The sequence below is a fragment of the Corallococcus sp. AB018 genome, assembly GCF_003986945.1.
Lineage (GTDB): Bacteria > Myxococcota > Myxococcia > Myxococcales > Myxococcaceae > Corallococcus > Corallococcus exiguus.
The window spans coordinates 1-19,586 of record NZ_RAWR01000202.1; the positions used below are offsets into that span (position 1 = coordinate 1).

19 protein-coding genes are annotated in these 19,586 nt (G+C 69.0%); 13 read left to right on the forward strand and 6 right to left on the reverse strand.

The window, feature by feature from the left end; all coding sequences use genetic code 11:
- Positions 1-11 precede the first annotated feature (11 nt).
- From D7Y11_RS33025 to D7Y11_RS33045, 5 genes are all read left to right on the forward strand, one after another.
- Entirely contained in the window at positions 12-152 is a 141-nt protein-coding gene (locus D7Y11_RS33025; RefSeq protein WP_233597290.1) for a CinA family protein, read from the forward strand.
- A gap of 84 nt (positions 153-236) precedes the next feature.
- On the forward strand, positions 237-635 hold the full coding sequence (locus D7Y11_RS33030; RefSeq protein WP_120566935.1) for an STAS/SEC14 domain-containing protein: 399 nt from the start codon (positions 237-239) through the stop codon (positions 633-635).
- Between the two features lie 12 nt (positions 636-647).
- The gene (locus D7Y11_RS33035) at positions 648-1,973 is read left to right on the forward strand and encodes an AHH domain-containing protein (protein ID WP_126935682.1); all 1,326 of its coding nucleotides are present in this window, start codon (positions 648-650) and stop codon (positions 1,971-1,973) included.
- A gap of 12 nt (positions 1,974-1,985) precedes the next feature.
- Positions 1,986-3,215, forward strand: a complete 1,230-nt coding sequence (locus D7Y11_RS33040; protein WP_233607458.1) for a DUF1629 domain-containing protein — start codon at positions 1,986-1,988, stop codon at positions 3,213-3,215.
- 23 nt (positions 3,216-3,238) lie between these two features.
- The gene (locus D7Y11_RS33045) at positions 3,239-4,564 is read left to right on the forward strand and encodes an AHH domain-containing protein (RefSeq protein WP_126935683.1); all 1,326 of its coding nucleotides are present in this window, start codon (positions 3,239-3,241) and stop codon (positions 4,562-4,564) included.
- Between the two features lie 74 nt (positions 4,565-4,638).
- Here the strand turns inward: D7Y11_RS33045 and D7Y11_RS44560 are convergent, their stop codons facing one another.
- Complete coding sequence (locus D7Y11_RS44560) at positions 4,639-4,809, reverse strand: hypothetical protein (RefSeq protein ID WP_233597287.1); 171 nt, start codon at positions 4,807-4,809, stop codon at positions 4,639-4,641.
- A gap of 51 nt (positions 4,810-4,860) precedes the next feature.
- Here D7Y11_RS44560 and D7Y11_RS33050 point away from each other — a divergent pair, with 51 nt between their 5' ends.
- A complete protein-coding gene (locus D7Y11_RS33050) occupies positions 4,861-5,811 on the forward strand; it encodes a DUF1629 domain-containing protein (RefSeq protein WP_233597286.1) in 951 nt (316 codons plus the stop codon).
- On the opposite strand, the gene D7Y11_RS33055 is transcribed toward D7Y11_RS33050, so the two are convergent.
- Positions 5,812-6,438, reverse strand: a complete 627-nt coding sequence (locus D7Y11_RS33055; protein ID WP_120579453.1) for a hypothetical protein — start codon at positions 6,436-6,438, stop codon at positions 5,812-5,814.
- Positions 6,438-7,361 carry a fatty acid desaturase gene (locus tag D7Y11_RS33060; protein ID WP_158642032.1) on the reverse strand — a complete coding sequence of 308 codons (924 nt, stop codon included), beginning with the start codon at positions 7,359-7,361 and terminating at the stop codon, positions 6,438-6,440. Before D7Y11_RS33060 ends, D7Y11_RS33055 begins: the two co-directional genes overlap by 1 nt.
- A 117-nt stretch (positions 7,362-7,478) precedes the next feature.
- Between D7Y11_RS33060 and D7Y11_RS33065 the strand changes: the two genes are divergently transcribed.
- The 4 genes from D7Y11_RS33065 to D7Y11_RS33080 all read left to right on the forward strand — a co-directional run bounded on the left by D7Y11_RS33065 (position 7,479) and on the right by D7Y11_RS33080 (position 13,973).
- Complete coding sequence (locus D7Y11_RS33065) at positions 7,479-10,316, forward strand: FG-GAP-like repeat-containing protein (RefSeq protein ID WP_233607459.1); 2,838 nt, start codon at positions 7,479-7,481, stop codon at positions 10,314-10,316.
- 4 nt (positions 10,317-10,320) lie between these two features.
- Positions 10,321-11,082, forward strand: a complete 762-nt coding sequence (locus D7Y11_RS33070) for a hypothetical protein (RefSeq protein ID WP_126935686.1) — start codon at positions 10,321-10,323, stop codon at positions 11,080-11,082.
- 87 nt (positions 11,083-11,169) lie between these two features.
- Complete coding sequence (locus D7Y11_RS33075; protein ID WP_233607460.1) at positions 11,170-12,828, forward strand: GH3 auxin-responsive promoter family protein; 1,659 nt, start codon at positions 11,170-11,172, stop codon at positions 12,826-12,828.
- Positions 12,825-13,973: an aromatic ring-hydroxylating dioxygenase subunit alpha gene (locus D7Y11_RS33080; protein ID WP_120579448.1), complete on the forward strand. Its 1,149-nt coding sequence runs from the start codon at positions 12,825-12,827 to the stop codon at positions 13,971-13,973. The genes D7Y11_RS33075 and D7Y11_RS33080 overlap by 4 nt, the downstream gene beginning before the upstream one ends.
- Here D7Y11_RS33080 and D7Y11_RS33085 read toward each other — a convergent pair.
- Both D7Y11_RS33085 and D7Y11_RS33090 read right to left on the reverse strand, forming a co-directional pair.
- Complete coding sequence (locus D7Y11_RS33085) at positions 13,970-14,350, reverse strand: hypothetical protein (protein WP_126935687.1); 381 nt, start codon at positions 14,348-14,350, stop codon at positions 13,970-13,972. The two genes, D7Y11_RS33080 and D7Y11_RS33085, sit on opposite strands and share 4 nt — an antisense overlap.
- 44 nt (positions 14,351-14,394) lie before the next feature.
- On the reverse strand, positions 14,395-15,450 hold the full coding sequence (locus D7Y11_RS33090) for a DapH/DapD/GlmU-related protein (protein ID WP_120579446.1): 1,056 nt from the start codon (positions 15,448-15,450) through the stop codon (positions 14,395-14,397).
- Positions 15,451-15,673: 223 nt separating this feature from the next.
- Between D7Y11_RS33090 and D7Y11_RS33095 the strand changes: the two genes are divergently transcribed.
- On the forward strand, positions 15,674-17,128 hold the full coding sequence (locus D7Y11_RS33095) for an MATE family efflux transporter (RefSeq protein ID WP_120579445.1): 1,455 nt from the start codon (positions 15,674-15,676) through the stop codon (positions 17,126-17,128).
- A 3-nt stretch (positions 17,129-17,131) separates the two neighbouring features.
- Here the strand turns inward: D7Y11_RS33095 and D7Y11_RS33100 are convergent, their stop codons facing one another.
- On the reverse strand, positions 17,132-18,238 hold the full coding sequence (locus tag D7Y11_RS33100; RefSeq protein WP_126935688.1) for a GNAT family N-acetyltransferase: 1,107 nt from the start codon (positions 18,236-18,238) through the stop codon (positions 17,132-17,134).
- A gap of 98 nt (positions 18,239-18,336) precedes the next feature.
- Between D7Y11_RS33100 and D7Y11_RS33105 the strand changes: the two genes are divergently transcribed.
- Both D7Y11_RS33105 and D7Y11_RS33110 read left to right on the forward strand, forming a co-directional pair.
- Positions 18,337-18,600 carry a GlsB/YeaQ/YmgE family stress response membrane protein gene (locus tag D7Y11_RS33105; protein WP_120579443.1) on the forward strand — a complete coding sequence of 88 codons (264 nt, stop codon included), beginning with the start codon at positions 18,337-18,339 and terminating at the stop codon, positions 18,598-18,600.
- Between the two features lie 210 nt (positions 18,601-18,810).
- A partial coding sequence (locus D7Y11_RS33110) for an FKBP-type peptidyl-prolyl cis-trans isomerase (protein ID WP_148139243.1) occupies positions 18,811-19,586 on the forward strand: 776 nt, incomplete at its 3' end.

The following is a 19,586-nucleotide window of genomic DNA, read 5'->3' on the forward strand; positions in this document are numbered from 1 at the left end:
CGGTGGGGCTGGTGTTCATCGCGGTACAGCGGCGCGGGAGGGCCGCGGTGGTGGAGCGTCACCGGTTCGAAGGAGACCGGAGGCAGGTGCGGCATGCAGCGGCGGCGCGAGGGCTGGCCCTCCTTCTGGAGCAAGTGGGAGTGGAGTCCTGAATAGGGGACTCATCCCTCCGGACGTTGGCACGTGGACGCGTGATGGGGGAGAAGGTTTGACGCAGTCTCACGAAGGGGGCCTCGATGTATCGAATCGACGTGGACCGGGCGGAATCCATCGTGAGCTTCGCGCTGGAGGGCTACATCCGGCTGGAGGAGATGCAGCGCTTCGTGGAGGACCTGCGCGCCGCGACGGATGAAGTGGCGGGGCAGGCCATCAAGATCGAAGCGGACCTGCGAACGTTCCGGCCGGCGTCGCCGGAGGCGGCGGATCTCATCCGGAGGGTGCAGGAGTACGGGCTGCGCTCCGGGGTGACGCGGGTGGCGGAGTTGGTGCAGAACCAGATCGTCGCGTTGCAGTTGAACCGGGTGGCGTCCGGAAGCGGGACGGACAAGATCCTCCGCCGTTTCTGGCAGGAGTCCGCGGCAAGGACCTGGCTGAAGCACGGAGACGCGGAGCTGGGAGTGGCGCTGCGGGGCTGAGCGGAAACGAACATGCCAGCGCGCGGGTGGTGCGTGCTGTGGGTGTTGTTCGTGACGGGCTGCGCGACGTCACGGACATGGCGGTTGGACACGGGAGAAGGCCGGGCGCGTGAGCACACGCCGCGCACGGACACGAGGCCCGTGTCGCTGGGGGGCGACACCTTCGAGAATGCGGTGCGGACGCTGGCGCCTGGAGCGCCGGCGTCGGTGCATCCGAGGAGGGAAGCACTCCGGCTGTTGAATCCCGGAGCGGACCGTCCGCGAGCCTCGCTGGGTGTCGTGTCCGTGGATGACCCAAGGCAGGGCCGCGTCCGTGTGTCGCAAGGGAGCACGGAGCTGGAGGCCGCCTACGGGCGCTGGTGCGTGCGCAAGCGGCTGTCCGGAGATTGCCTGCACCTGTTGGACGGAGGGCTGACGCTGGATGAGGAGGGCAAGCGGACGCTGGCCTTCCGCATCGCGTTGGACTCGGTGTGGGAGGAGACGGCCGAAGCCTTGGAGGGGATGGTGGACCCCGAGGCGACGGTGTCTCTGCTGGTGATGACGGGAGCGGTCTACTTCAGCCTGTGGCTGGTACCGGAGCCGCTGCTGTCGAAGGGCGTGGCGGCGACGCTGACGGTGGCGCTGATTGCGTACCTGGGCTGGGACACGGTGTGGAGTCTCATCCAGGGTTGGAGGGTGCTGGCGGCGGAGGTGAGGGAGGCGGAGACGTTCGACGGCATCCGGAGTGCGGGAGAGAAGTACGGCGAGGTGATGGGGAAGCAGGCGGCACGGGCCTTCGTAATGCTGGCGATGGCGGCGCTGGGGAGCACGGCGCAGACGCTGGCGACAAGGGTCGCGACGCTGCCCGGTTCAGCTCAGGCCGCACTGGTGGGCGCGGAGCAGGGAGGCTTCCGGCTGGTGGCCGCGGCGGAGGTCTCAGCGATTGCTGTGTCCGCGAGCGGCGAGGTGACCCTTTCACTGGCCCCCAACGCGGTGGCGATGTCCGCGAAGGGGCGGAACGTCCTCGCGCCAGTCGAAGTCCACGAGCATCACATCGCCACGAACAAGTGGTGGGAGGCGACGCACAACGGTGGCCCGTGGTCACCCAGGTTTCAGGAACTCTTCGACCGTGCGGGCATGTCCCTGGATGATGGGGCGAACACGGTCCGTGTTCCTGGTCATAAAGGACCGCATCCTCGCGAGTACCACGAGACCATCCTCAGGCGATTGAAGACCGCGCTTGGCAGATGTCAGAGCATCGCTCAGTGTCGAAACTCACTGACGAAGGAACTCCAAAACCTGGGAAGGGAAATCCTTCAAGAGGGCACGGACCTTCATGGCTGGGTTGTTCGCGATTGATGGATGGAGGTGATGGAGATGCGGTACTTCGAGCTGTTGGATGACATGGACATCCAGGATCGCTGGTTGCCAGGTGAGGCGAGGAATTCCCAGGGACTGGAGATCGACGACATCTGGCAGTTCGCGGATGGCTGCCCGGTCCAGATCAAGGAGCAGCTCAGGATTCCCATCTCTCATCCAGGCGCGCTCCTGGACTACGCGACGACTAGCGTGGGTGGAACCCCCGTTGTTCACCGGCGGGTCGCGAACATCTTCAGCGAACTGGCATCGAATGATGTGCAGATCATTCCTGTCGAGGTCGAGGGACAGACTGAGCCCTATTTCATCCTCGTCGCGACACGGAACATTCGATGCATCGATGATCAGCAGTCCAGCGAGGTGAAGTACTGGCTGCCAGAGGATGAACGACCCGAAAAGACGGGGACATATCGGGCCGTCTCCAACATGCGCATCGATTCGACAAAGGTCGGTGAGGCCAAGGTCTTCCGTCCCTGGGGATGGACTGTCGCGCTCATCGTCTCCGAACACATCAAGGAGGGCTTGGAGCGTGCGGGCGTCACGGGGATGAGGTTCGAGGAAGTCACAGGTCCCAGTGCCATCAGCCCGGAGCAGCGTGAGCACAGCCGCAAGCTCAAGGCGCTCTACGACCGGACCGAAACGGCCCGCACCGCGTTCTGGCGCACCCTGGGCACGCTGGACGAAAACGCCATCCTCCCCATCGTCGTCGGAGGAGGTTGGCCCGCGAGACGCCAGGTCTGGCGAGTCATCCACCGGCCCGAAGGACGCACCCTCTTCGTGACGGACGGCCTCTCAGACTTCTTCGCGGATGCCGTGGAACCCTCCGTGGGCTTCGGCATGGAGCTCGCGCTCGAAACCGACGAGCCACAGGCAGACTGGCCCGTGACGCTGCTGGAACGAATCGCCAACGAACTCGTAGGCCACGAGCACCTGCGCGAACCGGCGAGGACCGGCATCCTCTCCATGGAAGTGGACGGAGAGCGCATGCCCGAATCGCTCCTGACCAAGGACGGCCGCGTCGGCGTGCTCCTGGGCATGGACACCCCAGCACTCCCGGGGCACTTCACGATGCCGGACGGACAGGTCCGGCTCGTCACCGTGAAGACGCTGATGCCCCGGGAGCTGACGTACCTGCTGGAGCACGGCCGGGAGGAACTGCTCCACCGCTTCAACCAGTCCAACCCCGGCCACCTGTCCAAGGCCTGGCGCCAGCCCGTGGTGTAGTAGCCCAGACCTGGAGGCAGTCCATGTCGCTGCGCTGGCTGTGGGTGATGTGGATGCTGTTCGTGACGGGCTGCGCGACGTCACGGACATGGCGGTTGGACACGGGAGAAGGCCGGGCGCGTGAGCACACGCCGCGCACGGACACGCGGCCCGTGTCGCTGGAGGGCGACACCTTCGAGAATGCGGTGCGGACGCTGGCGCGTGGAGCGCCGGCGTCCGTGCATCCGAGGAGGGAAGCACTCCGGCTGTTGAATCCTGGAGCGGACCGTCCGCGAGCCTCGCTGGGTGTCGTGTCCGTGGATGACCCAAGGCAGGGCCGCGTCCGTGTGTCGCAAGGGAGCACGGAGCTGGAGGCCGCCTACGGGCGCTGGTGCGTGCGCAAGCGGCTGTCCGGAGACTGCCTGCACCTGTTGGACGGAGGGCTGACGCTGGATGAGGAGGGCAAGCGGACGCTGGCCTTCCGCATCGCGTTGGACTCGGTGTGGGAGGAGACGGCCGAAGCCTTGGAGGGGATGGTGGACCCCGAGGCGACGGTGTCGCTGCTGGTGATGACGGGAGCGGTGTACTTCAGCCTGTGGCTGGTACCGGAGCCGCTGCTGTCGAAGGGCGTAGCGGCAACGCTGACGGTGGCACTGATTGCATACCTGGGCTGGGACACGGTGTGGAGTCTCATCCATGGCTGGAGGGTGCTGGCGGCGGAGGTGAGGGAAGCAGAGACGTTCGACGGCATCCGGGACGCAGGAGAGAAGTACGGCGAGGTGATGGGCAAGCAAGCGGCACGGGCCTTCGTGATGCTGGCGATGGCGGCGCTGGGGAGCACGGCGCAGACGCTGGCGACGAGGGTCGCGACACTGCCCGGTTCAGCGCAGGCCGCGCTGGTGGGAGCGGAGCAGGGAGGCTTCCGGCTGGTGGCCGCGGCGGAGGTCTCAGCAATCGCGGTGTCCGCGAGCGGCGAGGTGACCCTCGCACTGGCCCCCAACGTGGTGGCGATGTCCGCCAAGGGGCGGAACGTCCCCGTGCCCGTCGACGTCCACGAGCATCACATCGCCACGAACAAATGGTGGGAAGCCACGCACAACGGTGGTCCGTGGTCGCCCCAGTTCCAGAGGCTCTTCGACCGGGCTGGAATGTCCTTGGATGATCCCGCGAACAAAGTCCGTGTCCCGGGCCACAAGGGTCCCCATCCCGAGGCGTACCATCAAAGAGTGCTCTCCCGGTTGAACGAAGCAATGGAAGACTGTGGCAGCATCCATCAATGCCGCGAGGCGCTCACAAACGAGCTTCGTCGGCTCGCCAGCGACATCTTGAACACGAGCACGACTCTCAATAAGTGGGTCACGAAGTCATAGCTGGGCGGGAGTCTCTCGTGGCGATGCGGTACTTCGAGCTGATCGACGATCTGCATGTCCCCGGTCGGTGGTCGCTAGGCGATCCCATTGATGCGTCCGGCCGGGAGGTCGCCAATCCATGGATGTTCAGGAAGGGTGAACCCGTCAGCCTGGAAACGCCCTTGAAGATTCCGGTCGACCATGTCGGCCAGCCACTGGATTTCACGCTGGCGGGCATCGGCCTGGCGCCCGTCATTCAGGCTCAAGCGGCAGCCATCCTGACCCGGCTCGCCCCGGATGATGTTCAGCTGCTCCCCGTGACGGTTGCATCGGAGCCCGGACCGCACTTCCTCGTCAACGTGCTCCGTCTCGTCAGGTGCATCGACGACGAGGCTTCCGAAGAGGTGCTGTATTGGAAGCCTGAAGATGGGCGCCCAGAGAAGGTGGGGAAATACAGGGACGTCTCTGGCATGCGCATCGATCCGACGAAGGTGGGCGATGCCAAGGTCTTCCGCACCTGGGGGTGGAGCATCGTGCTCATCGTCTCCGAGGACATCAAGGAGGCGCTGGAGCACGCGAACATCACTGGAGTGAAGTTCCGGGAAGTCACAGGCCCGAGCGAAGTCAGCCCGGAACAGCGTGAGCACAACCGCAAGCTCCAGGCCCTCTACGCGCGAACAGAAACAGCCCGCACCGCGTTCTGGCGCACCCTCGGCACGCTGGATGAAAAAGCCATCCTCCCCATCGTCGTTGGAGGAGGTTGGCCCGCGAGGCGCCAGGTCTGGCGAGTCATCCACCGGCCCGAAGGACGCACCCTCTTCGTGACGGACGGCCTCTCCGACTTCTTCGTGGAGGCCGTGGAACCCTCCGTGGGCTTTGGTCTGGAGCTCGCGCTCGAGACCAATGAGCCGCAGGCAGACTGGCCCGTGACGCTGCTGGAACGAATCGCCAACGAACTCGTAGGCCACGAGCACCTGCGCGAACCGGCGAGGACCGGCATCCTCTCCATGGAAGTGGACGGAGAGCGCATGCCCGAATCGCTCCTGACGAAAGACGGCCGCGTCGGCGTGCTCCTGGGCATGGACACCCCCACACTGCCCGGCCACTTCACGATGCCGGACGGACAGGTCCGGCTCGTCACCGTGAAGACGCTGATGCCCCAGGAACTCACGTACCTGCTGGAGCACGGCCGGGAGGAACTGCTCCATCGCTTCAACCAGTCAAACCCCGGCCACCTGTCCAAGGCCTGGCGCCAGCCGGTGGTGTAGCTACCCCATTCCCATCATCAGCCACACCGCCAGCGCCCCATACAGCGGCACGTTGAGCGCCAGCGTCAGCCGGTTGATGCGCTGGAACCGCGCCTGCTCGGCATCCGCGAACCACACCCCATCCTCGCCGGTGGTGCGTCCCTCCACGGCCTGATGGAACAGCGCCGCATACGCCACCTCCACCAGCAGGCTCACCAGCACCAACCCCACCAACGCCAGCGACCACACATCGCGCCCATCGAGCACTCCGGCCCACTTCTCCCCGGTGTACACGAGCCCCGCGCCCACCAGCGCGATGCACCCCAGGTCATGGCCCACGCCATACGGCGGCCGCCAGTTGCGCGACACGTAGAGCATGTAGAGCTCCGCGGCTCCGCGCAGCCACATGGACACGGCGAAGGCCCCCAGCACGACGCGCGCCTCCATCGGCACGGACGCATCCAGCGCCACCAGCGGGCACACCAGGAACCAGAGGAACACCGCGTACAGCAGCCACGCCATCTTGGGCCCGGAGATGCGTCCACCTCGGCCACCCTGCGCGTTCTGCCTGCGCCGGAACACCACCGCCGCGCTCGCGCACGCCAGCAACGCCACCCCCAGGAACACCCGCGTCGACGAAGTGAGCATCAGTAGGAACGAGGCCGGGGATAGTGGTGGGGAAACCGCTCGACGTACCACGCGCGAAGCCGGGGCAGATGCGTGAAGGACACCTGCGGATGCAGGTGATGCACCACGTGCATCCCCACGTGCCGGGGCGCCAATCCCAACCTTCCCCACCATCCGAGCCCATGGTCGCGAGTGCACGCGAACACATCTTCCAGCTTCCGCCCCTGCACGGGCGCGGCGGTGTGCTCCGCGAGCAACCGGTGCGCGTTGAATCCAGACGCCACCAGCAACGGCACCGCATACCCCCACAGCACCGCGGAAGGCCACCGCACCGCCAGCGCCAGCACGCCCAGGTGGAACAGCACCTGCCCCGCCTCCGCCCGAGCACACGCCGCCACCTCCGCGTCGCGCGTGAGCACCCGTCCGGAGCGGTCCTGCAGGAACACGCGCCCATATGCCGTGCGCAGCGAAGGCAACATCCACGCGCAAAGCCCCACCGGTCCCCGCAGCACCCAGCCGGGGATGACAGTCAGGAGCAGCAGCCACCGCCACGCCGTGCGCAGCCGGCCTCCATCCGGGGGCTTGCGGTACGGATCCGACGGCAGGCCCGCATCGCGATGATGGCGGAGGTGGTGGTAGCGCATCGCCGCCAGCGTGGACGCAATGGGGTACCCCGCGACGGTCTCCAGCAGACACAGTCGCCATTCCCGCCTTCGCGAAGGCAGGTGGACCGCGTCATGAAGCAGGACGCCCAGCGCATGCAGCCGTCCCGCGACGACGAGCACCGCCAACGGCACCAGCACCGGAGGAGCCCAAGCCATGACCGCCCACCCCAGGGCCATCCCCGCCCACTCCACGGCCGTCAGGCGCAGCAGTCCGGAGGGCGTTGCGGGAACGAGCAGCTCGCGAGGCACCGCCGCGCGGCGAGGCAGGGAAGAGGACATCGGGCGCCAGGACTCCATGCATGGGCGCAGGACGCAAGCCCTGTGCGGATTGGACACCCGGAGACGGGCACGGCACGCTCCGCGCGTGCACCGGGACGGTCAATCATGAGTGTGGAGATGCCGACGCAGCCGGCCCTGACGGGCACGCGCGTGGAGTGGGGCGGTTGGGTGTTCCCCCGCTGGAACGACCCGAGGCTGCCCTTCGCGGCGCTGCTCACGCTCTACGGCGTGCTCGGCTTCACCTTCTTCGGCTTCAACCGCAGCCCCGGGCAGATGGCCTTCCTGGTCGTCTCCGGCACGTTGCTGGACGCGGTCCTGGGCTGGGTGCTCAAGCGGCGCAAGGAGGTGCCGCTCTCCGCGTACATCTCCTGCTGTTCGCTGGCGCTGCTCTTGAACTACTCGCACGCGAGCACGCTCTTGTGGCTGCCGGTGTGGCTGGCCATTGGCTCCAAGTACGTGCTGACCTTCCAGGGGCGGCACGTCTTCAACCCGTCGATGTTCGCGGTGGCCGTGTCGCTGCTCACCACGCGCGAGCTCATCACCGCCGCGCCCGCCTACCAGTGGGCCAACGGCGAGGTCGCGCTGTCGGCCTTCATCGTGATGGCGGCGATGGTGCTGTTCTTCTTCCGCGTAGGCCGCGGCTGGCTGGTGATCAGCTTCCTGACCTTCTACGCACTCCAGACGGCGCTGCGAGCGTTCATCCTCCGCCACCACCTGCCGCCGGAGGTGCTGTTCCTGGGCACGCTGGGCGCGCCGTCGTTCTTCATCTTCGTCTTCTACATGCTCACCGACCCGGCGACGTCGCCCGCGACGCCAAAGGCCCAGGTGCTGGTCGCGCTGGCCATCACCTGCGTGGACCTGGTGCTGCACCTGAAGGAGAGCGTCTACACGTTCTTCTACGCGGCGCTCACCGTGGCCACCTCCCGCTTCGTGTTCATGCACGCGCGCGAGCTGTGGCGCACCCGGGGCGCGGCGCTGCACGGGCTCCTGGCTCCGGACATGCTCAAGCGCGTGGGCGTGGTGGGGGGACTCGGGGCGGTGCTGGCCACGGGCTACTCGGTGTCAGCGGCGCAGGGGGAGCGTCAGGCGCCGCTCGCGTTCCACCTGAACGCGCAGGACCTCAAGCAAGCGGGCCTGGACTCCCAGATGGGTCACACGCTGGAGGAGTTGGATCCTCGCGTGGCCCACGTCGCCAAGTGGCTGGTCGCGGTGGGCGACGCGGTGGCCACCGGCGACTTCGACGGGGACGGCAAGCTGGACCTGTTCCTCACGCACCCGCTGGGCACGCCGGAGCACCACGCGGGCCTGTACCGCAACCTGGGCGGGCTGCGCTTCGAACGCGTCCCCGTGCCCGCGCTGGAGCGCTTCGCCACCCGCTACAAGGAGGAGGGCCTGGCGGGCGGCGGGACGTTCGTGGACTGGGATGGGGACGGGGACCTGGACCTCGCGGTGGCGGTGGCCTTCGGGCCGGTGCGCCTGCTGCGCAACACGCTGCGCGAGACGGGCACCGCGGGCTTCGAGGACGTGACGGAAGCCGCGGGCGTGACGGACCACGCGGTGAGCCTGGGCCTCACGTTCCTGGACTACGACCGCGACGGGCACCTGGACCTGCTGGTGCTCAACGCCATGACGACGCACCTGCCGGACTACCCGGAGCCCGCGCCGCCGCTCAACCTCTTCAAGCTGCCCGAGCCCGAGTACGCGGGTGACCGCCGCATGCTGCGCTTCATGCACGACGGCTGGCACAACGCGAGCAACGGTGGGCGCAACGCGCTCTACCGGGGCCGAGGGGACGGCACGTTCGAGAAGCAGGACGTGGAGGCGCTGGGCCTGAAGGAGACGCACTGGTCGCTCGCGGTGAGCACGGTGGACCTGAACCAGGACGGGTGGACGGACCTCTACGTGGCCAACGACTTCGGGCCGGACGACATCTACCTGAACGAGGGCGGCCGGCACTTCCGCCACATCGTGGGCAACCGCTTCGGGGAGATTGGCCGCGACACGTACAAGGGCATGAACGCGAGCGTGGCGGACTTCGACCGCAACGGTTGGTTGGATGTGTACGTGTCCAACGTGCACCACTCGCTCCAGGCGGAGGGCAGCCTGTTGTGGATGGTGGGGCCGGGCGAGGACGCCTTCGTCCCTCGCTTCAAGGACGAGGCCACCTTCCGGGGCGCGCTGAACGAGCGCCGCTTCGGCTGGGGCGCGGCGGCGGGGGACCTGGACGACGACGGGTGGCCGGACCTGGTGCAGGCCAACGGCATGGTGGACGCGCGCCTGGACGCGGAGAAGTGGCGCATCCCGGCGGGGCAGCGCAACGACTACTGGTACGTGAACCACAAGTTGATGCAGTCCGGCCCGGAGGTGCACACGTACGCGGACAAGTGGGGCGACATCCGGGGCCGCGTGCTCTACCCGAACGAGGCGCGCCGCGTGTATCTCAACCTGGGCGATGCGAGGCCGGGGCACTTCGTGGATGTGGCGAAAGAGGTGGGCATCGAAGCGCCGGACAACTCGCGCGGCGTGTTGATGGCGGACCTGGATGACGACGGCGACCTGGACGTGCTCATCACCAACCAGCACGCGCCGGTGTCGCTGTACCGCAACACGCTGCGAGCCAGCGCCACGGACGCGAAGCCAGACGCGCACTTCGTGGGCCTGTCGCTGGTGGGGGACGGTCAGCGCACGCACCGCAGCGCGGTGGGCACGCGCGTGGTGGTGTCCTACGAGGAGAACGGCAAACGCGTGGAGCAGGTGCGCGAGGTGGGGCTGATGGGCGGGTTCTCCGCGTCCGCGGATCCCCGGCTGCACTTCGGCCTGGGCCGTCACTCGGGACCGGTGAAGGCGGTCATCCACTGGTATGGCGCGCAGCCGCAGGAGGTGACGTTGGAGGCGGACCGCTACCAGGAGGTGCGTCAGCCTCCCGCGCCCACTGCGCTGCGGGGAGGGCCCTGAAGCGATGCTCTCCGCGATGAAGGGCACCACGGTGCGGCGGGAGGACCTGGACGCCGGCACCCGGGCGCGGATGCTGGCGCTGATGCAGTGCTGCTACGTGGGCGTGAGCGCCGAGCGTTTCCACGCGGACCTGGACGCGAAGCAGTGGGTGTTCCTGCTGCACGCCCGGCGCACGCGGGAGTTGGTGGGGTTCAGCACGGTACGGGTGGCGGAGGAGGGTGGCGTGGAGGTGCTGTACTCGGGTGACACGGTCATCCATCCGGACTGGTGGGGCCACAAGACGTTGCAGGTGGTGTTCGGAAGGTTGTTGCTCGCGCGCAAGCTGCGCCGGCCGTGGAGGCCGCTGTACTGGCTGCTCTTGTCGGGCGGATACAAGACGTACCTGCTGGCGGTGAACTACTTCCCGCGCACGCATCCGCGCAGGGATTGGACGCCGCCGGAAGGGCGCTCGGAGTTCCTGCGGGGACTGGCGACGCGGTGGTTCGGTGCGCAGTACGACGCGGCGAAGGGAACGCTGCGCTTCGATGGCGCGCACTACCGGGTGCGGGACGGCGTCTCGCCCATCGACCGCGACGCGGCGGCTCATCCGCACATCGCCTACTTCGCGGAACGCAACCCCGGCCACGCCGAGGGCGAGGAGTTGGTGTGTCTGGTGGAGATCCGCGGCTGGGACCTGGCGAGGGCGCTGGCTCGAAGCGTCTGGGGCCAGCTGCGTCGCTGGGCCCGGCGGGAGCGGGACGCATCGCGAGTCCGCGTGGGGACGTGACGTGCTGACTCCCCGTGCGAGGTTGTCCGCCACGATGGCGGCGCTGGTCTCATCCGCGCTGTCCGCGAATCCGCGTGGGGGCGAGGAGTGCTGACTTCCCGTGCGATGTTGTCCGCCACGATGGCGGCGCTGACGCCGTCCGCGCTGCGCTTCCGTCATGCGTTGCGCGAGCCGGAGGTCGCGCAGGCGGAGTGTCTGGCGCGCATCCTCCGCGCCGTGGAGGGCACGGCACAGGCGGAGCGGCTGCCGCACTTCGGCCGTATCCGCACCGCTCGGGAGTTCCAGGACGCGGTGCCCATCACCACGCCGGACTCGGTGGCGGAAGATGTCGAACGCATCGCGCGGGGCGAAGCGCGGGTCCTCACTCGCGAGCCCGTGCTGCGCTTCGAGCTATCTGGAGGCTCCTCGGGTGCATCCAAGCGGGTGCCGGTGACGCAGGGCCTGCTGCGCGAATTCCAGCGCGCGCTCGCACCCATGCTGCACGAGGTCTTCCTGCGCCGCCCCGCGGTGCGCGAAGGCCCCAGCTACTGGTCCATCTCCCCGCTGGGCCGGAGACAGCACCGGACCGCAGGTGGCATCCGGGTGGGCTCGGCGGAGGACAGCGCGTGGTTCCCGCGCCCGTTGCAGCCGCTGCTCTCGCGCGTCTTCGCCGTGCCGGGCTCGGTGGGGCAGGCTCCCCACGTCGAACCGTGTCGTTACGTGACGCTGTGGTTCCTCGTGCGGTGTTCGAACCTGTCGCTGATCAGCGTCTGGAACCCCAGCTTCCTCACGCTCCTGATGGACGCACTGGAGCGGCACGGCGAACGGCTCGCGGAGGACCTGGAGCGCGGCACGCTGCGGCCTCCTGAGCAGGACGCGGACGGCACACCCGTGGCTAGCGACCCTGCCTGGACGGCGCTCGTGCAGGGGCTCCAGGGCGTGCGTGACATCCCGAGGGCACAGGTGCTGCGCGCCGCCCTGCGCGACGGACGCACGCTCTGGCCAGGGCTCGCGCTCCTGAGCATGTGGACGGACGCCCAGGCCTTGCACGCCGTGGCTGGCGCATGCCGGCGCTTCCCGGGCGTCGAGGTCCAGGGCAAGGGCCTGCTCGCCACGGAGGGCGTCATCACGGTGCCCCTCTTCGAAGCGCCCGCGCCAGTGCTCGCGGTCCGGAGTCACTTCATCGAGTTCATGGACCCGGAGCGCCCAGACGCACGCCCACTCCTGGCGCACGAGCTGACGGCGGGCCGCACCTATGCGGTACTCCTCTCCACGTCCGGCGGACTGCTGCGCTACCGGCTGGGGGACCTCGTCCGCGTGGAAGGCTTCGTGCACGCGACGCCCTGTCTGCGGTTCCTCGGCCGAGCGGATGCCGTGTCAGACCTCGTGGGCGAGAAGCTCTCCGCCGCGCGAGTGGGCACGGTCCTGGACGCCGCGCTGGGCCCCACGCGTCCCGCCTTCGCCATGCTCGCGCCGGAGTGGGGGACACCGCCGGCCTACCGCCTCTTCCTGGAGACGGACCTGCCCACGAACCAGCTGGACGCCACGGCCGCGAACGTGGAGCGAGCCCTGTGCGAAGGCCACCACTACCGCTACGCACGGGAGCTGGGACAGCTCGGTCCGGTGCACGCGGTGCGCGTGACGCAGGGGGCCCGGCGTTACGAGGCCCGATGCATCCAGCTCGGTCAGCGCGCGGGCGACATCAAGCCCGTGGACCTGCACCGCCAGGCCGGCTGGGCGGAGTGGTTCGGAAGAGGGACATCATGACGATGCTCACGGTGGACCTGGACGCGGAGGCGGACCTCGCTCGCTGCGGCGCGCTGAAGGACTTCTGGTACGTGGCGTGCCTCTCCACGGAGCTGCCCGCGAACAAGCCCGTCGCGCGCACCGTGTTCGGCACGGGGCTGGTCCTCTTCCGCGGACCCGACGGCGCACCCACCGCGCTGCGCGACCGCTGCCTCCACCGCAACGCGCGTCTGTCCCAGGGCGACGTGTTCGACGGACGGCTCGGCTGCCCGTACCACGGCTGGGTCTACGACGCGTCCGGCGCGGTGGTGGAGATCCCCGCGCTGGGCCCTCCCCAACGCGGGGAGAAGCTGGACGCTCGCGCCTGCGCGCACGAAGGCCTCAAGCCCGCGCCCTGCGACCTGGGACGGCTTGCGCGCTTCCCCGCGCGGGAACAGGACGGGCTCGTCTACGTCTACCTGGGCACGGACGTCACCCACGCCCGCGCGGAACCCTTCCGCGTGCCCTACTGGGGCGAGCGCGGCTGGACCGTCTATTTCATGGTCACGCGCTTCGCGAACGGCGTGACGAACCTGGTGGAGAACTTCATGGACGTGCCGCACACGTCCTTCGTTCACCGGGGTTGGTTCCGCAATCCCACTCGCAAGCGCGTGCCCTCCACGGTGAAGCGTCACGCGGGCCGCGTGCGGATGACCTACCACCAGGAGGAGGACGCGCTCACGGGCCTGGGGCGGCTGTTCAACCCGCGCGGCCTGCCACTCGTGCACACGGATGAGTTCATCGTCCCCAACGTCACGCGCGTGGACTACCAGTGGGGAGACAGCGGCTTCGCCATCAACTCACAGTGCACGCCCATCGGGCCCACGGACACGCTCGTGTACACGGCCATCAGCTACCGGTTGCCGGTGGACGTTCCGGGGGCGTGGGTGGGCCGCGCGCTGACGCCGCTGGTGCGCTGGTACACGCGGCAGGTCATCCAGCAGGACGTCCGCATCATGGAGACGCAGCGCCAGGGACTGACGGATGGTCCCGGCGGCGGCGTGTACTCGGGCACGGAGGCGGACCTGCACCACGCGGACATCGAGGCGTACCGCCGCTGGCTTCGCGAAGGCGCGCACGGCTCCGGCCCCGAGGACGCGGAGCGCGACGTGGTCTTCTGGGTCTAGACCGTGCGGGAGGCCTGCTCCTCCTCGGCCTCCGAGGAGGGAATCAGCGCCAGGAAGTACCCGGAGAAGAAGGTCGCACCCAGGAAGACCCAGTGGATCAGCCCCAGGGTGAACGGGAAGGGCAGCGGGGGCAGGTGCTCATGCATCCACATCAGCGTCGCCATGGCGTTGGACGCATGGCACGCCACCGCCAGGCCCAGCGTGGCGCAGATCTGCACCACCAGCATCCACGTGTTGGCGGAGGAGGTCACCGGCCGGGCCAGGCTTCCCAACTGCGCGAGGACGCGCGGGTACACGAACTTCCGGAAGAGCGCGCCACAGGCCAGGCCCAACATCAGCGGGCCCGCGATCTCGATGATTGAATTGACTGCGTCCATGGCCCGCGACCCTGCCAGAGGGCGCACGGCCAGTGCAAATCCACTCACCCCATGCGCCGCAGGCCCGGCAGGTCCTCCGGCCTGAGCACCCAGCGCGGCGGCTCCGGCGGCGACGTGCGCGTGCCCACCTGCGCCGCGGGGAAGCCCTCCACCAGCGCGTAGTCCGGGAACACCGCGCGCGCCTTCACCAGGCTGCCGGCGGCCACGTGGCAGCCCTTCCCCAGGTGACTGCCCTCGCAGAGGATGGCGCCGGGCTCCACCACCGTGCCCGCGCCCAGGTTGCACGCATGCAGGATGCAGCCCGGGCCCACCACCACGCCCTCATCCAGCACCAGCATGGTGTCCGGCTGCAGGTGCAGCACCGTGTTCTCCAGAATCTGCACCCGCGCGCCAATGCGCACCGGACCGTTCAGGTCGCCGGTGATCTTCACGCCCGCGCCAATGATGGCCCCCGCGCCGATGACCACGTCACCGGACACCTCCGCGGAGGAGAAGAGGGTGGCGGTGGGGTGGACGAAGGGGTGACGGTCGCGAAAGGCGTACAGCTGTCCCATGGGGGCGTCCTCGGCGCGGTCTCGCGCGGAGAAAGGGGTCAATGGAGCGGCGGGCAGCGACAGGTCGCCGCCCCGGCGCTGCTGCAGGTGGGTCAGGTCCTCGGAGGAGAGCATCCGCAGGACCTGTCCCGGCCGGCCCAGCACCACGGATTGATCCGGCACCGTCATGCCCGGCGGCAACACCGTGCCCTCTCCCACCAGGCAGCGGTCGCCCAGTGTCACGCCGGGCATCAGGATGGCGCCGTCGCCGATGTCGCACAGCGACCCCACACGCGCACCCATCACGAGAGAGCGCGGACCGAGCACGGTCTTCTCTCCGATGGACGTGGGCCGTTCGGGAGTGCCCACCACCACCGCGTCCTCGCGCAGCGTGGAGAAGGCCCCCAACATCACGGAGCCTCCCACCGAGCGCACGACGGCGCCTCGGGAGATGATGGCCCCGGGCCCCACTTGCGTGGAGCCCAGCAGTCGCGCGGACGAGGCCAGGGTGAAATGAGGACCTACCGCGGTGGGCAGGAGAGAAGCGGTCGCGGGTAAGGGACTCATCGGGATGCAGCAAGCTACTCCCGGCTCTCCCAAGGGCATGTTGTCCAAAGGCACGACGCAGCCGTCCAGCAGCGGACGCTCACCTGCTGGCTCGATGAGGGTGGGTGCGGCACCTTCAGATGTCAGGAGTGGGTGGCAGAGGGCGTAGGAAGCCGCGTCGCTGGGCGCCACGTGTGGGCGTTTCGCGGTAGGAAGTCCCCTCGCTCTCGAAAGGCCTCACCCCGTGGAAGAGACACCGCTGGCGGACCGCCACGCCCAGGCACCCGAGCCCGTGGCCAGCCGCGACGCCGTGAACAAGGGGCTGTGGTCCCTCGTGAAGGAGGCCCTGCACGGCTCGGAGCAGGACCTCACCCAGCTGCCGCTCGGGAGGGCCATCTTCCTGCTGGCCGTGCCCATGGTGCTGGAGATGTGCATGGAGTCGGTGTTCGCCGTGGTGGACGTCGCCTTCGTCGGCCGGTTGGGCGCGGAGGCGGTGGCCACGGTGGGACTCACCGAGGGCATCCTCACCATCATCTACGCGGCCGGCATGGGCCTGAGCATCGGCGCCACGGCGATGGTGGCCCGGCGTATTGGAGAGAAGGACGCGGAGCGCGCGGGGCGCACGGCGGTGCAGGCCATTGGCCTGGGGGTCATCATCTCCACGGTGCTGGCCGTGGCGGGCATCATCTTCGCCCGGCCGATGATGGAGGCGCTCGGCGGCTCGCCTTGGGTGCTGGAGCACGGCGTGGGCTACACGCGCGTGATGATGGGCGGCGTGGTGAGCATCCTGCTGCTCTTCCTCATCAACGCCATCTTCCGGGGCGCGGGTGACGCGGCCATCGCGATGCGCGTGCTGATGCTGGCCAACGGGCTCAACATCGTGCTCGCGCCGTGTCTCATCTTCGGCTGGGGGCCGTTTCCGGAGATGGGCGTGGTGGGCGCGGCGTGGGCCACCACGCTGGGCCGGAGCGCGGGCGTGGTGTACCAGCTCTTCCGGCTGGTGCGGTCCAACGGCCGGCTCCAGATTCGGCGCGAGCACGTGTCGCTGGAGCCCGCGACGATGCTCGCGATGCTGCGGCTGTCGAGCGCGGGCATGGTGCAGGCGCTGGTGACCACGTCCAGCTGGGTGGTGCTGGTGCGCATCGTGTCGTCGTTCGGCAGCACGGCGCTGGCGGGCTACACCATCGCCATCCGCATCGTGATGTTCGCGCTGCTGCCCGCGTGGGGCCTGGGCAACGCGGCGGCCACGCTGCTGGGGCAGAGCATGGGCGCGGGGGACCCGGAGCGGGGCGCGAAGGCGGTGTGGCTGGCGGGCAAGTACAACCTGATGGTGCTGGGCACCATCGGCGTGGCGTTCTTCATCTTCGCGCATCCGCTGCTGGGCGCGTTCACGACGGATGCGGCGGTGGTGGACGAAGGGGCCACGGCGCTGCGCATCTTCAGCCTGAGCTTCCTGTCGTGCGCGTACGGCATGGTCATCACCTCCGCGTTCAACGGCGCGGGGGACACGCGCACGCCCACGCTCATCGACCTGGGGTGTCTCTGGGTGCTGGAGCTGCCGCTGGCGTGGGTGCTGGCCCATCCGGTGGGCCTGGGCTCGGTGGGCGCGTACTGGGCGGTGCCGGCGGCCTTCGCGTTGATGTCCGTGCTGGGCATCGTGTTGTTCCGGCGCGGGCGCTGGAAGACGCGCGTGGTGTGAGCGTCAGGGCAGGCAGATTTCGAAGCCGGTGCGTCCCCCGGGGAAGGTCCTCGGGGGGCGCGACGCGGGCGTGACGGCGTAGAGGTGGAAGTCCAGCCTCCGCTGGATGAAGCCATCGAAGGCCGAGGCCAGCGGGTCACTGGCGTCCTGCTGCACGGTGAAGAAGTGGAAGCCCCGGCCGTGGAACGCGGCGTAGACGGCGTCCAGCAGCGCGCGCAGGACGCCAGGGTCCTCCGAGGGGATGCTGGTGTTGCAGAGGTAGAAGTAGCGGAAGTCGCCGCCGGGCGCGGGCAGGCGGGGCGCGCCGGTGACGGTGGCGAGCGCGTTGAAGCCCCGGCGGACCCACTTCATGCCGCCCCGGTACGCGAGCACGCGGTAGCGCTTCACGGCGTCGGGGTTCCACGCGGAGGTGCAGCCGACGAGGTTCCCCGCGGGGTCGAACGCGAGGAACGAATCCTCCACGCGAAGCCGAGGCCAGTGCGCGAGCCGGTGCTCCAGTTCTCCGGTGTCGAAGCGGTAGCCGAAGGGGCGTTGACGGTGGTCCGCGTCCAGCAGCGCGGCCATGGCGGGCACGTCCGCGGCGGTGGCCTGGCGAACGGTGTAGCGACTGGGGCGCGGCTTGCGGCGCAGCACGAACTGGAGCGAGACGGCGGAGAAGGCGCGCATCAGGTGGTAGTGCGGCTGCGCTTCTCGGGCCGATCCCCGACGCACGAGCGCCTGGAGCGCGGCCGCGTTGGACGCCATGACGGCGGTGAGGAACACGTCCACGCTGTGCCGGCGGGCGGTCTCCTCCAGGACGGGCCCATAGAACCGGGCCAGGCCCCGGGCGCGGCGCGCGGAGAAGCGGGTGCGCAAATCGCCCAGGTAACCCACGCGGCACGGTCTGCCCTCCAGCCACCCGTCGCGGACGTGGATGGCGCCCATTCCATCCAGGCGGGATGTTTCACCGTGGGCCCAGACCTCCGCGTCACCTCGCTGCATGGCGAAGAGGCCGAAGTAGTCCGGCGACCGCTGCGTGCTGAGCACCAGGTCCCCGGTCATGGGCACGTCGCCGAACAGGTCCAGCAGCGCGGCGTTGTCGTCCCGGGTGGCTCGGCGGAGGGGGCTCATGGGTCACGCGGCAGCCTATGCGACGCCGGGATGGACTTCCGCCCCCGCTTCCCCTGCGCCACATTGCGGGCCTTCACTCGCCGCACGGGGAGGACGTCATGGGGCTGTTGGGGTGGATCATCTTCGGCTTCTTCGCGGGGCTCATCGCCCGGGCCGTGCTGCCGGGGAACCAGCGCCTGGGGTGCATTGGCACCACGCTCCTGGGCGTCGCCGGGGCCTTCGTGGGCGGCTTCCTCACGTCCGTCTGGCGGGGCACCGACTGGCGCGACCCGGAGCCCACCGGCTTCCTGGGCGCCATCCTGGGCGCCATCGTCCTGCTGCTGGTCTCCCAGGCGGCCTTTGGCGGTCGTTCCTCCCGGTAGGACCCTTCCAGCGCTCCCAGGCCGGGAATCCGGGGCCGTCCCACCGGTTGGGGGGCCGGCGGCCGGTTGTCCTACCTGCATGGACCCCCATCCGGGGAAAGCACGGTTCCCAAGAGGATGCCGGGCACTTTCTGTAGTAGACCGCGCCCCAGGCATGCAGCGGGGGGCGGTCGGCCGCCGCTGAGCCAAAGGAAAGGCGACGACATCATGATGAAGAAGACGATCCTGATCGCGGCGATGCTGAGCCTGACGGCCTGCCAGGGCCAGGGAGCGAAGCCGGGCGAGACCTCCGCCACCGGCACCTCCACGGCGGCGGCCACCGCCGGTGCTCCTCAGACCGAGGAGCAGAAGACGCTGTACGCGCTGGGCCTGTCCATCGGCCGCAGCATCAGCGTGTTCGACATGACCCCGCAGGAGCTGGAGTTCGTGAAGGCCGGCCTCACGGCCCAGGTCACCGGTCAGAAGACCGACGTGGACCTGGAGACCTACGGCCCCAAGCTCCAGGACCTCGCGCGCGAGCGTTCGCTGCGCAAGGCCACCGCGGAGAAGGAGAAGTCCGCGAAGTTCCTGGAGGAGAAGGCCAAGGAGCCCGGCGCGGTGAAGACCGAGTCCGGCCTCATCTACAAGGAGACCCAGGCGGGCACCGGTCCCCAGCCCCAGGCCTCCGACATCGTGAAGGTGCACTACAAGGGCACGCTCGCGGACGGCAAGGAGTTCGACTCCTCCTACAAGCGCGGTGAGCCCACGCAGTTCCCGCTCCAGGGCGTCATCAAGTGCTGGACCGAGGGCCTCCAGAAGATGAAGGTCGGCGGCAAGGCGCAGCTCGTGTGCCCCTCCGACATCGCCTACGGCGACCGCGGCGCGCCCCCGAACATCCCCGGCGGCGCCGCCCTGGTGTTCGAGGTCGAGCTGCTCGAGATCGTGAAGGCCCCCGAGGCCCCTCCGGGCATGCCCGGCATGCCCGGAGGGGCCTCGGGGGCCTTCAC